Here is a 13,190-nt window from a genome sequence, read left to right on the forward strand (position 1 = left end):
TATACCCAAGGGAACAACACCGCCGCAACGGGGGGGGCCCCGCGCCAACCGCCGGCCCCCACCCCGTTTCGTATGCCTGATCGTCGCGCTACGGCAGCTGCGCCGTCCTCGCCTCGCGGCGGTTGTCGCGGAAGGCGTTGACCCGGCGGGCCATGGCGAAGAGGGGGATCACCGCGCCGAGGACCAGCTGCAGGGCGCAGGCGGTCTGGAGCAGCAGCTCGCCGCCGGGGGCCTCGAAGGCCCAGGCCGCCAGGAGGGCCATGCTGGTGACGATCCAGCTCAGCATGGCGACCGCGAGCCGGCCGCGGGGCTTGGGGTACTCCACGCGGCTCACCATCAGCCAGGCGACGCCGACGATGGCCAGCAGTGTGGGGACGAACGGCAGGCCCAGGAGCACGACCGACACCACCGTGAGCGCGCCGAAGGGGCTCGGCATGCCCTGGAAGACGCCGTGGGGCATGGTCACGCAGGAGAATCTCGCAAGCCGTAGCACCACCGCCAGGAGTACCACGATCGCGGCGACCGCCGAGACCCGCTGGTAGGCGTCGTCGGCGACCATGCCCCAGACCACCACGAAGTACGCGGGGGCGAGCCCGAAGCTGATCAGGTCGGAGAGGTTGTCCAGCTCCGCGCCCATCGCCGAGCTGCGCAGCTTGCGCGCGACGAGCCCGTCGAACAGGTCGAAGACGGAGGCGAGCAGCATCAGCATGACCGCGGAGGCGGCGCTGTGCCGGGTCATGCCGCCGTCCTCGCTGCCCGTCAGGTGCGGGATGAGGACGCCGGTGGTGGTGAAGTACACCGCCAGGAAGCCACAGGTCGCGTTTCCGAGGGTGAGCGTGTCCGCTATCGACAGGCGCGTCGACAGCGGCATGTCGTCCGTCTCGTCGATGTCATCATCCACCTCGGCCCCCGGGGCCCAGGCGGCGGCCTGTGTCTCGGGATCAGTGACGGTCAAGGCGAGTCACCCCCGCTGTGGTGTTCTGGCCGACCTCGACCGCGACGTCGACGCCCTTGGGGAGGTAGATGTCGACGCGCGAACCGAAGCGGATCAGGCCGATCCGCTCACCCTGCTCCACCTTGGTGCCCTGGGGCACATACGGCACGATGCGCCGCGCGACGGCGCCGGCGATCTGCACCATCTCGATGTCGCCGAGCTCGGTGTCGAAGTGCCAGACAACCCGCTCGTTGTTCTCGCTCTCCTTGTTGAACGCGGGCACGAAGCCGCCGGGGATGTGCTCGACGGACGTCACGGTGCCGGCCAGCGGGGCGCGGTTGACGTGGACGTTCAGCGGGCTCATGAAGATGGCGACGCGGGTGCGCCCGTCCTTCCACGGCATGATGCTCTGCACCACGCCGTCGGCCGGAGAGATGACCCGGCCCTCAGCGATCTCTCGCTCAGGGTCGCGGAAGAACCACAGCATGCCCGCCGCGAGAGCGGTGGCGGGCACGGCTACCGCCGCCCAGCGTCCGGAGCGGCGGGCGCGAGTGAGGCTGACCGCTGCCGTGGCGACGGTCGGGAGGAGCCACGGCGACGCTCCGCGCGCGAGGCGGACGCGGCCGCGAGGTGCAGAGGATTGGCTGTGGGGCATGGATGACCTTCGTAGCGGAGGGTGCCGCAACATAACATCTGGGGACGGCGGCTTTCCGGGATCGTATCGGTTGCGAGCGGTAACTGGGCAAGCGCCGGGGCCTGTCGGTGGCTGAAGTCTCCCCGGCATGGTGTGATCTTCTTCTCGCGGTCACCACCGCAATACCATGCCAAAAAGGTAAATTCAGCCGTTGATACGGTACTCCTCCAGCAGTCGTCGTCCGATAATCATTTTCTGGATCTCGGCGGTTCCTTCGCCGATGAGAAGCATCGGGGCTTCGCGGTACAGGCGCTCGATCTCGTACTCCTTGGAGAAGCCGTAGCCGCCATGGATGCGGAAGGCGTCCTCCACGACCTCCTTGCAGTACTCGGAGGCCAGGTACTTGGCCATCCCCGCCTCCAGGTCATTGCGCCTGCCCGAGTCCTTCTTACGGGCCGCGTTGACCATCATCGCATGGGCCGCCTCGACCTTTGTGGCCATTTCGGCCAGTTTGAACTGGATGGCCTGATGTTGCGCGATGGGTTTGCCGAAGGTGTGCCGCTGCTGTGCATATGCAACGCCGAGCTCGAAGGCGCGGCGCGCCACACCGCAGCCACGGGCGGCCACATTGACCCGCCCGACCTCCACTCCGTCCATCATTTGGTAAAAACCGCGTCCGGTCGTGCCGCCGAGGACGCGATCCGCCGGAATGCGCAGTCCGTCCAGGATGAGTTCGGTGGTGTCGACGCCCTTGTAGCCCATCTTCTCGATCTTGCCGGGGATGGTGAGCCCGGGGCGGACCTCGCCGAAGCCCGGCTCCTTCTCCACCAGGAAGGTGGTCATGGACTTGTGCGGAGGGACGTCGCCATCCGCCGCGCCCGGCTCATCCGTACGGCACAGCACCGCCACCACCGTGGAGGTGCCGCCGTTGGTCAGCCACATCTTCTGGCCGGTGAGCAGATAGTCGTCGCCGTCCCGGACGCCCTTCGTGCTGATCGCGGACACATCCGAGCCCAGGCCCGGCTCCGACATCGAGAAGGCGCCGCGGATCTCGCCCAGCGCCATCTTGGGCAGGAAGTACTCCTTCTGCTCCTGGGTGCCGTGCTGCTTAAGCATGTACGCGACGATGAAGTGGGTGTTGATGATGCCGGACACGCTCATCCAGCCGCGGGCGATCTCCTCCACGCACAGCGCGTAGGTCAGCAGCGACTCGCCGAGCCCCCCGTACTCCTCGGGGATCATCAGCCCGAAGACGCCGAGCTCCTTCAGGCCCTCGACGATCTGGGCCGGGTACTCGTCGCGGTGCTCCAGTTCGGTGGCGACCGGCAGGATCTCTTTGTCGACGAAGTCCCTGACGGTCGCCAGGATCTCCTGCTGGACGTCCGTCAGGCCGTCGGTCTGCGCGAGGCGGCTCATCTCAGTCCTCTCCCAGCTGGGGCCGGCCGGGCTGCTCGCCGCCCCGCTCCTTGATGTACGTCGCCGTCGGCACCATCACCTTGCGCCGGAAGACGCAGACGAGCGTGCCGTCCTGCTTGTAGCCCTTGGTCTCCACATGGACCACGCCCCGGTCGGGCTTGGACTTCGACGGGGTCTTGCCGAGCACCGTCGTCTCGCCGTAGATCGTGTCGCCGTGGAAGGTGGGCGCGACATGGCGCAGCGACTCGACCTCCAGATTGGCGATGGCCTTGCCGGAGACGTCGGGGACGGACATCCCCAGCAGCAGCGAGTAGATGTAGTTCCCGACCACCACGTTCTTGCCGAAGTCCGTCGTCTTCTCGGCGTAGTTGGCGTCCAGGTGGAGCGGGTGGTGGTTCATGGTGAGCAGACAGAAGAGGTGGTCGTCGTACTCGGTGACGGTCTTCCCCGGCCAGTGCCGGTAGACATCGCCCACCGAGAACTCCTCATAGGTGCGGCCGAACTGCATGGCGCTCACGCCTCCGGGGTCTCGAAGCGGGACGTACGGGCCATCCCGGCGGCCCGGCCCTTGCCGGCGATCACCAGCGCCATCTTGCGGCTGGCCTCGTCGATCATCTCGTCGCCGAGCATCGCCGAGCCCTTCTTGCCGCCCGCCTCGGACGTGTAGTACTCGTACGCGTCCAGGATCAGCTCGGCGTGGTCGTAGTCCTCCTGCGAAGGGGAGAAGACCTCGTTGGCGGCCTCGACCTGGCCCGGGTGCAGCACCCATTTGCCGTCGAAGCCGAGCGCGGCGGCGCGGCCCGCGACCTCGCGGAAGCCGTCCACGTTCTTGATCTGGAGATACGGTCCGTCGATCGCCTGGAGGTCGTTGGCGCGGGCGGCCATCAGGATCTTCATGAGGATGTAGTGATAGGCGTCGGCCGGGTAGCCGGGCGGCTGCTCGCCCACGACCAGCGACTTCATATTGATCGAGGCCATGAAGTCGGCCGGGCCGAAGATGATCGTCTCGATGCGCGGGGAGGCCTGCGCGATCGCGTTGACGTTGTTCAGGCCCTGGGCGTTCTCGATCTGCGCCTCGATGCCGATCCGGCCGACCTCGAACCCCATCGTCTTCTCGATCTGCGTCAGCAGCAGATCGAGCGCGACGATCTGCTCGGCGTTCTGCACCTTCGGCAGCATGATGCAGTCGAGGTTGGGGCCCGCGCCCTCCACCACCGTCACCACGTCGCGGTACGTCCACTCGGTGGTCCAGTCGTTGACGCGCACCACCCGGGTCTTGCCCGTCCAGTCGCCCTCGTTGAGGTACTTGACGATGGTGTGCCGCGCCCCGGGCTTGGCCAGCGGTGCGCATGCGTCCTCCAGGTCCAGGAAGACCTGGTCGGCGGCCAGGCCCTGCGCCTTCTCCAGGAAGCGCGGGTTGCTGCCGGGAACGGCGAGGCAGGAGCGGCGCGGACGCAGACGGTTCACGGGCGACTGGTGCGCGGTCATGCGGGGACCTCCAGGGGGTCGAGGTGGTTCGCGGTGCGGATCTCGTCGACGATACGGCCGATGATCTCTGTGATACCGAAGTCCTTCGGGGTGAAGACGGCAGCCACTCCGGCCTCGCGCAGCGCCGACGCGTCCGCGGCCGGGATGATCCCGCCGACGATCACCGGGATGTCGGACGCCCCGGCCGCGCGCAGCCGGGCCAGTACGTCCGGCACCAGCTCGGCGTGCGAACCGGAGAGAATGGAAAGACCGACGCAGTGCACGTCCTCGGCGACGGCCGCCGAGACGATCTGCTCGGGGGTGAGCCTGATCCCCTGGTAGATCACCTCGAAACCGGCGTCCCTGGCCCGTACGGCGATCTGCTCGGCGCCGTTGCTGTGCCCGTCCAGCCCGGGCTTGCCGACCAGCAGCCGCAGCTTGCCGACGCCGAGGCCGGCGGCGGTCGCGGCGGCCTTGGCCCGTACGGCGGCGAGCGGGGTGCCCGCCTCGGCGGCGACCGCCACGGGCGCCCCGCCGACCCCGGTCGGGGCGCGGAACTCGCCGAACACATCCCGCAGCGCCCAGGACCACTCGCCCGTGGTGACGCCCGCGCGGGCGCACTCCAGGGTCGGGCCCATCAGGTTGTCGCTGCCCGCCGCGGCCTTCTTGAGCGCGGCCAGGGCGTCCTGGGCCCGGCCCTCCTCGCGCCGGTCGCGCCAGGCGACCAGCGCACGGACCACCCGCGCCTCGCTCGAAGGGTCCACCGTCATGATCGCGGTGTCCAGATCGGCGGTGAGCGGATTGGGCTCGGTGGACTCGTAGCAGTTGACGCCGACGATCTTCTCCTCGCCCGCCTCGATCCGCGCCCTGCGCTCGGCGTGCGAGGCGACCAGCTGCGCCTTGAGATAGCCGGACTCGACGGCGGCCATGGCCCCGCCCATCTCCTGGATCCGGTCGATCTCGGCCAGCGCGGCCTCGGTGAGCGCGTTCACCTCGGCCTCGATGACGTGCGAGCCGGCGAAGATGTCGTCGTACTCCAGCAGATCGCTCTCATGGGCGAGGACCTGCTGGATGCGCAGCGACCACTGCTGGTCCCAGGGGCGCGGCAGCCCCAGCGCCTCGTTCCAGGCCGGGAGCTGTACGGCGCGGGCGCGGGCGTCCTTGGAGAGGGTGACCGCCAGCATCTCCAGCACGATGCGCTGGATGTTGTTCTCCGGCTGGGCCTCGGTCAGCCCGAGGGAGTTGACCTGGACGCCGTAGCGGAAGCGGCGGTGCCTGGGGTCCTGGACGCCGTAGCGCTCCAGGGTGATCCGGTCCCAGATACGGCCGAAGGCGCGCATCTTGCACATCTCCTCGATGAACCGGACGCCCGCGTTCACAAAGAAGGAGATACGGGCCACCACATCGCCGAAGCGCTCCTGGGGCACCTGCCCGGAGGCCCGTACGGCGTCGAGCACGGCGATCGCGGTGGACATCGCGTAGGCGATCTCCTGCACCGGGGTGGCCCCGGCCTCCTGGAGGTGGTAGCTGCAGATGTTGATCGGGTTCCACTTGGGGATGGCGCCGACCGTGTACGCGATCATGTCGGTGGTCAGCCGCAGGCTCGGCCCGGGCGGGAAGACATGCGTCCCGCGCGACAGGTACTCCTTGACGATGTCGTTCTGCGTGGTGCCCTGCAGCGCGGCCACGTCGGCGCCCTGCTCCTCCGCGACCACCTGGTACAGCGCCAGCAGCCACATGGCGGTGGCATTGATGGTCATGGACGTGTTCATCCGCTCCAGCGGGATGTCCTGGAACAGCCGGCGCATGTCCCCGAGGTGGCAGACCGGGACGCCGACCCGGCCCACCTCGCCGCGGGCCAGGATGTGGTCCGGGTCGTAGCCGGTCTGGGTGGGCAGATCGAAGGCGACGGACAGGCCGGTCTGGCCCTTGGCGAGGTTGCGCCGGTACAGGTCGTTGGAGGCCTCGGCGGAGGAGTGCCCGGCGTAGGTCCGCATCAGCCAGGGCCGGTCCTTCTGCCCCCGCCGTTCCCTCCGCTCTTCGCGGGGCGTCATGCGGCGTCCCGGAAGATGTTGATGGCGTCGATGTGGCGTTCGCGCAGCTCCGGGTCGCGCACGCCCAGGCCCTCCTGGGGGGCGAGGCACAGCACGCCGACCTTGCCCTGGTGGACGTTGCGGTGGACGTCGTGGGCGGCCTGGCCGGTCTCCTCCAGGGGGTAGACCTTGGAGAGGGTGGGATGGATCTTGCCCTTGGCGATCAGCCGGTTGGCCTCCCAGGCCTCGCGGTAGTTGGCGAAGTGGGAGCCGACGATGCGCTTGAGCGACATCCACAGGTAGCGGTTGTCGTACTCGTGGGTGTAGCCGGACGTGGACGCGCAGGTGACGATGGTGCCGCCCTTGCGGGTGACGTACACGCTCGCGCCGAAGGTCTCCCGGCCGGGGTGCTCGAAGACGATGTCCACGTCCTCGCCGCCGGTCAGCTCGCGGATGCGCTTGCCGAGGCGCTTCCACTCCTTCGGGTCCTGGGTGTGCTCGTCCTTCCAGAACTTGTAGTCCTCGGCGCTGCGGTCGATGATCGCCTCGGCGCCCATGGCCCGGCAGATCTCGGCCTTGCGGGGCGAGGAGACCACACAGATCGGGGTGGCGCCGCCGGCGAGGGCGAACTGGGTGGCGTAGCTGCCGAGGCCGCCGCTGGCGCCCCAGATCAGCACGTTGTCGCCCTGCTTCATCCCGGCGCCGTTACGGGAGACCAGCTGCCGGTACGCGGTCGAGTTGACCAGGCCGGGGGCGGCGGCCTCCTCCCAGCTCAGATGGGTGGGCTTGGGCATGAGCTGGTTGGACTTGACGAGCGCGAGCTCGGCGAGGCCGCCGAAGTTGGTCTCGAAGCCCCAGATGCGCTGCTCGGGGTCGAGCATGGTGTCGTTGTGGCCGTCCGCGGACTCCAGCTCGACGGACAGACAGTGTGCGACGACCTCGTCGCCGGGCTGCCAGATGTTGACGCCAGGACCGGTGCGCAGCACGACGCCCGCGAGGTCGGAGCCGATGATGTGGTACGGCAGATCGTGCCGCTTGGCGAGCGGGGAGAGCCTGCCGTACCGCTCCAGGAACCCGAAGGTGGGCAGTGGCTCGAAGATCGAGGTCCACACGGAGTTGTAGTTGACCGAGGAGGCCATGACGGCCACCAGGGCCTCGCCGGGGCCGAGTTCGGGCACCGGCACCTCGTCGACGTGCAGGGACTTCCGGGGGTCCTTCTCCTTGGTGGTCTGGCCGGTGAACATCTCGGCCTCGTCCTTGTGCACGGTCACCGCGCGGTACGACTCGGGGACGGGCAGGGCGGCGAAGTCCGCGGGCCCCAGGGCGGGGGAGCCGTGGTCGGGCGCTGTCGACGCCAGGATCGCGTCCAGGATTTCGTTCATCGGTGCCTCCGGCGAAGCGTCGGGGGACGCTTGAGGGATCGCTGGGCTCATTGACGGGTGCTGTGCTGCTGGTGCCGTCGGTTCGGCGGAGGTGGTGCTGAGCAGCGCGCGGGTAGCGCGGAGGGTGCCTGGTGACGCAGGCGGTCCGGGCGCGCAAAGCGGCTTGCGGGGACAGTCGGCGCGCCGTTGTTCGTGCTGCGCGTCGTCCGCTCGGACAACATCACCGTATGGCACCCTGTGCCAGGTCGCAAGACACTGCGTGCCAACAATTTCTCTCATTTGTCATCTTGAGTGCACGCATGAGCGGCGACTTGAGCGCACGCATAAGCGGCGACGGCCGCCCCGGATGGGACGGCCGTCGCGTTCGGTGTGTGATTGCGTGGGGTCAGCCGGTCTTCTCCAGCGTGAGCGCGAAGACATGCGCCCTCGCGGTCCCCGAGGGGGCGCCCAGGGTCACGGTGGCCAGCTCCTTGGCCGGGTCCAGCTCCACCTTCTGGTGGAAGATCGCCGCCTTGGTGCCCAGCGGGCCGGTACGGGTGTGGATCTGGCTGGTGCGCACCGCCTCCGTCTCGCCGTACTTCGGGCCCGACAGCCAGGCCGTGAGCGCGACGTTCACCTTCGCGGTCGAGCCGTCCGCGTAACCGAGCTCGGCGGGCACCGTCACATCCGCCGTATCGCCCGAGCCCAGCACATGCAGCCTGGCGTAGGCGCCCGCCGGTACGGAGATCTTCTGGCCGGCCGCGATGACGTTGTTGTTGGAGCCCTCGCTGCCGTTGGTGAACGAGAAGGTGATCCCGTCGTCCTCCGTCTGCCCGGTCTGCGGCAGCTGAGCCATCGGATACGTCCGGCCGGTGCCGTCGAAGTCGCCGTCCCCGTAGTACATCTCGGTGGTGATGGCGTCGTTGTCGAAGTGGCCGACCAGATCCACCGGGGTGGCCGCGCCCGTCTCCGGCAGCGCCGGCAGCCCCCAGCGCTCGGCGGGCGTGGTGACCTTCACCGGCGCGATCTCGAAGTCCGGCCGCGACCCCGCCGGATACACCACCGCCTCCTCGTCCCGGTCCAGGTCCAGCTCGATCACGCCGTCGGCCACCTCGCGCCACTTCGGCGCGGGCCCGCCGACCCCGGCCACGGTGATCCGCCCGCCGATCGAGTGCCGGACCCGGCACGGCTCCCCGGCCAGGCTGCGCACCCGCACCCAGCGCGTCGTACCGCCCTTGCGCACCCCGCTGACCAGGAACGCGCCCTGGGTGCGGAAGTCGTGCAGCGTCACGTCCCGCCACTCGCCCGGCACGCCCGGGAAGAAGCGGATGGTGTCGCCCCAGCTCTGGCAGAGCATGTCGTGGATGGACTGCGCGCCCGACAGCGGGGTCTCGATGACCGGGCCCGCCTCGTAGTAGTGCGTATTGGGCTGGATGAACCGCGCCACCAGCTCGCGCAGATACTTCAGCGCGTCATCGCCCCGGCCCATCTGGGTGGAGATCGAGGCCGCGCCCGAGAAGCTGTAGCCGCGCAGCGCGCCCTCGAAGCTGATCCAGTGCTCCAGCGAGCGCGCGATCAGGTCGCGGCTCTCCTTCTGGTCCCAGTTGACCAGGTAGAGGGGGTAGACGGAGAGCATATGGGAGTAGTGCCGGTGCGACTTCGCGAACGGCACCCCGGTGCCGATCATGAAGCCGTTCTCGTCCACCGGGTAGTCCACCAGTTTGTCCAGCACCTCGCGCCACTTGGGCGCCAGCTCGTCGTCCTTGCCCAGCAGCTCGACGGTCTCCAGCAGGGTTGTGCAGCTCCAGCGCAGCAGCGCCAGGTCGTAGTTGCAGTCCGGGGCCGACCCGTACTCGGGGGAGAAGGTCTTCGGCAGATGCAGCCTGCCGTCCGACTGCTCCTGGAGAAAGTGCAGGTAGTAGTTGGTGGAGCGGCGCAGCAGCGGATAGAGCACATCCTCCAGCAGACCCCGGTCCATGGAGTGCCGGTAGGTCAGCCATACGTTGTGCAGCGCCCACGGCAGATTGCCGACCTCCGGGTCGCCGACGCCCGGGACCGCCATCGAGCCGTTGTCCTCGCACTGCGCGTCCGTGGAGCGGCGCAGCCCGGCCGAATCGGCCTGGTACTCGGGCTTGAGCGCCTTGATCAGGACATCGGTGTTCTCGGTGAGGGTGCGCGGGATCGCGTCGAGCTCCAGGTGGTTGGAGCCGTAGACCGGCCAGTACTCCAGCTGCACATTGAGGTTCCACCACACCCCGGGCCAGGGGGTGGGCTCCACCCAGGGGCCGGTGGTGGCCATGACGGGGGCGTGCTCACGGGCCGCGCAGGCCAGCTTGTAGAGCTGGATCCAGTAGAAGCTCTGCAGCATGCCGTCGGGGAGGGAGATGAAGCTCTTGCGGTAGAAGCGGTGCCACCAGTCGCGGTGGGAGCGCAGCAGGCTGGAGACGGGCAGCGCGGACGCCTTGCGGACGGTGGTGCGGACCCGGCCCTCCGCGTCCGTGCCGGGGAAGGAGTGTGCGACCGCCAGGTAGTACGTACGCTCCCGGCCCGTACCGCGCTCCTTGTACGCGCTCGCCGTCTGCCCGCCCGGGACCAGCGACTGGACGGTGATGCCGATTCCGTCCTCGGTGCGGCTGACCGGGGCAGGGTTCGGCTCGAAGCCCTTGGGCGGATCCTCGCGGACGATACGCGGGCTGATCGCGGGGGAGGGGCGGTACTCCCACCGGAAGCCCTCCTCGCCCTCGCTCGCCTCCACGGTGGCCAGCAGCGTCGTCCGGTCGTTGTGCACCAGGGCGCGCAGCTTCAGCGTGCCCTTGTCGGTGGTGATCGTGCCGCGCACCTCGGCGTTCCACAGGTCCAGGCGCAGATCGACGCCGGTCATCGCGCCGACCGGGCGCAGCAGCAGATTGCCGACCGGCAGCCGCGCCACGCCCCAGTCGCTGCCGCCCTCGGCGGGGCGGTGGTCCTGGGACTCGCTGTGGTGGACCGTGAAGCGCAGGGCGTTCTCGCCCGGCTCCTGGTAGACGATCGAGCCGAACAGCCCATTGCCGAGGAACGGTCCCTCGTACCAGGTGCGCGGCATCCGTTTCCAGAGCAGGTCCTGCCCGGCGAGGAACCGCTCCCACTCCTTGTCCGTGCGCATGCCCCGCAGGGCCACGGCCTGCTGGGGCGCCGCCGAGGCCGGTTCGGCGAGGGTGGCCCCCGCCGTCGTCCCGGCGGCCGCGCCGGCCGCCACCCGGCCCAGGAATCCACGTCTGCTGACTGCCATCTTTCGACCAGCTCCATCCAACACAGCAAACAGATTGATCCGATGATTTGGCTAGACGGGAGCGTAGGAACGGGCTAATGATGCGTCAAGACGCCGGATAGATCAGATGTATCGAGCCGCACTCCTGCCGCACCCCCAGAGCCGACTCCATCGGGAGGGAACGTTGCGCGTCATACGATCCAGGGTCACCAGAGCCGCGGCGGCCATCGCCTGCGCCGTGGCCGTCCTCGTACCACTACGGGCGCAGGCCGACGCGAAAGCCGATGACCACAGCTGGCGGCTGACCGGACAAGGCCAGGTCAGCGGGCAGCTCACGCTGAGCCGCGACGGCGGGCTGACCCTGTCCGCCCAGCACGGCCGCACCACCGTCCTGCGCCCCTCCGCGCTCGGCATCCGCACAGCGGACGCCGACTTCAGCGCCGGGCTGCGCTACGAAGGACGCAGCGACCGGCGGATCCATGAGACGTACACGACCGTCAGCGGACGCCGCACCCACCACACCTCCGATGCCTCCGAGTCCACCTTCACCTTCCGCAAGCAGGGGCAGACCCTCAAGGTCGTCGTCCGGGTCGCCGCCGACGGGCTGGCCTACCGCTACGTACTGCCGGGCAAGGGCGGCACGGACACCGTCACCGTGCTCGGCGAGGCCACCGAGTTCGCCGTCCCGCCGACCGCCGACTCCTTCCTGCTGCCCTACGACAACGGCCGCCAGGACTACGAGTCCGCCCACGACCACACCACCGTCGCCGACGCCAAGGCCGGCGACTACGGCTACCCCTCGCTGTTCCACATCGGCGACAGCTGGCTGCTCGTCGAGGAAGCCGACCTCAACAGCTCCTACGGCGGCTCCCGCCTCACCCTCGACGCCACCACCGACCGCTTCAAGCTGACCCTCCCCGACCCCGCCGAGGTCAGCTCCCCCGGCCTCACCACGCCCTGGCGCACCCTCGTCATCGGCGACCTGGCCACCGTCACCGAGAGCGACCTGCCCACCGACCTCGCCGCGCCCTCCAAGGTCGCCGACACCTCCTGGATCAAACCGGGCAAGGCCGCGTGGTCCTGGTGGTCCGACGGGCAGAGCCCGACCAGCCTCGCCGCGCAGAAGAAGTTCGTCGACTTCGCCGCCCGGGAGGGCTGGAGCTACGTCCTCGTCGACTCCGGCTGGAGCAACGACTGGGTGCCCGAGCTGACCGCATACGCCAAGGAGAAGGGCGTCGGCATCTGGCTGTGGGCGCGCTGGCAGACCATCGACGCGCAGAGCGAGCGGGACCGGCTGATGCCACTGTGGAAGTCCTGGGGCGTCGTCGGGCTGAAGATCGACTTCCTGGAGTCCGACGGGCAGGACCGGATGCGGTGGTACGACGCGGTCTTCAAGGACAGCGCGAAGTACCAGTTCATGCTGAACTTCCACGGCGCCACCATCCCGCGCGGCCAGGAGCGCACCTGGCCCCAGCTGATGAGCACCGAAGCCGTCAAGGGCGCCGAGGGCACCCGCCCCAAGCCCGGCCGCGAACCCTTCCCGGCCGCGCACTACACCACGCTGCCCTTTACCCGTAACCTCATCGGCTCCATGGACTTCACCCCCGTCACCTTCACCGGGGTACGGCCCACCAGCGACGCGGCGGAACTCGCGCTGTCCGTGGTGTACGAGTCGGGGGTGCAGCACTTCGCCGACAGCGTCGAGTCGTACGACAGCAAGCCGCTCGCCCGGAAGTTCCTGCGGACCGTACCCACGGTGTGGGACGACACCAAGCTCGTCGACGGCGCCCCCGGCGACCGCGCGGTCCTCGCCCGCCGCTCCGGCGACGACTGGTACCTCGGCGCGATCACCTCGGGCGACGCCCGCACCCTGGACGAGCCGCTGACCTTCCTGGGCGCGGGCAAGTGGCGCGCCGAGCTCTACAAAGACGGCGCGGACGGCCAGATCGTCACCGAGACGCGCGACGTGACGTCCGCCTCCCGCCTGTCGATCGCCATCCCCAAGAACGGCGGCTTCGCGGTCCGCTTTACGCAGGCGGGGTAGGGGCAGTGCGTTTGCGGTGAGTATGAGACAGCGACACGCCGACGTCACGGCGTG

At 69.1% G+C, this 13,190-nt stretch carries 9 protein-coding genes; 1 reads left to right on the top strand and 8 read right to left on the bottom strand.

Annotated features, from left to right (window positions below):
• Positions 1-88: 88 nt before the first annotated feature.
• From pssA to ACWDSL_RS47195, 8 genes are all read right to left on the bottom strand, one after another.
• Positions 89-955, bottom strand: a complete 867-nt coding sequence (pssA, locus tag ACWDSL_RS47160) for a CDP-diacylglycerol--serine O-phosphatidyltransferase (RefSeq protein WP_450495120.1) — start codon at positions 953-955, stop codon at positions 89-91.
• Positions 942-1,589 (bottom strand): phosphatidylserine decarboxylase, encoded by a 648-nt coding sequence (locus tag ACWDSL_RS47165; RefSeq protein ID WP_450495121.1) that lies wholly within the window; start codon positions 1,587-1,589, stop codon positions 942-944. The genes pssA and ACWDSL_RS47165 overlap by 14 nt, the downstream gene beginning before the upstream one ends.
• 183 nt (positions 1,590-1,772) lie before the next feature.
• Complete coding sequence (locus tag ACWDSL_RS47170; protein WP_450495122.1) at positions 1,773-2,984, bottom strand: acyl-CoA dehydrogenase family protein; 1,212 nt, start codon at positions 2,982-2,984, stop codon at positions 1,773-1,775.
• A 1-nt stretch (position 2,985) separates the two neighbouring features.
• On the bottom strand, positions 2,986-3,492 hold the full coding sequence (locus ACWDSL_RS47175; protein WP_385618846.1) for a MaoC family dehydratase: 507 nt from the start codon (positions 3,490-3,492) through the stop codon (positions 2,986-2,988).
• Between the two features lie 5 nt (positions 3,493-3,497).
• Positions 3,498-4,472 carry an HpcH/HpaI aldolase/citrate lyase family protein gene (locus ACWDSL_RS47180; RefSeq protein ID WP_450495123.1) on the bottom strand — a complete coding sequence of 325 codons (975 nt, stop codon included), beginning with the start codon at positions 4,470-4,472 and terminating at the stop codon, positions 3,498-3,500.
• Positions 4,469-6,505 carry a protein meaA gene (locus ACWDSL_RS47185; protein ID WP_450495125.1) on the bottom strand — a complete coding sequence of 679 codons (2,037 nt, stop codon included), beginning with the start codon at positions 6,503-6,505 and terminating at the stop codon, positions 4,469-4,471. The genes ACWDSL_RS47180 and ACWDSL_RS47185 overlap by 4 nt, the downstream gene beginning before the upstream one ends.
• Complete coding sequence (gene ccrA / locus ACWDSL_RS47190; RefSeq protein ID WP_450495127.1) at positions 6,502-7,866, bottom strand: crotonyl-CoA carboxylase/reductase; 1,365 nt, start codon at positions 7,864-7,866, stop codon at positions 6,502-6,504. Before ccrA ends, ACWDSL_RS47185 begins: the two co-directional genes overlap by 4 nt.
• 385 nt (positions 7,867-8,251) lie before the next feature.
• Entirely contained in the window at positions 8,252-11,113 is a 2,862-nt protein-coding gene (locus ACWDSL_RS47195) for a glycosyl hydrolase family 95 catalytic domain-containing protein (RefSeq protein ID WP_450495129.1), read from the bottom strand.
• Positions 11,114-11,276: 163 nt separating this feature from the next.
• Between ACWDSL_RS47195 and ACWDSL_RS47200 the strand changes: the two genes are divergently transcribed.
• Complete coding sequence (locus ACWDSL_RS47200) at positions 11,277-13,136, top strand: glycoside hydrolase family 97 catalytic domain-containing protein (protein WP_450495131.1); 1,860 nt, start codon at positions 11,277-11,279, stop codon at positions 13,134-13,136.
• Positions 13,137-13,190 lie beyond the last annotated feature (54 nt).

The organism is Streptomyces sp. NPDC000941, from assembly GCF_053599555.1.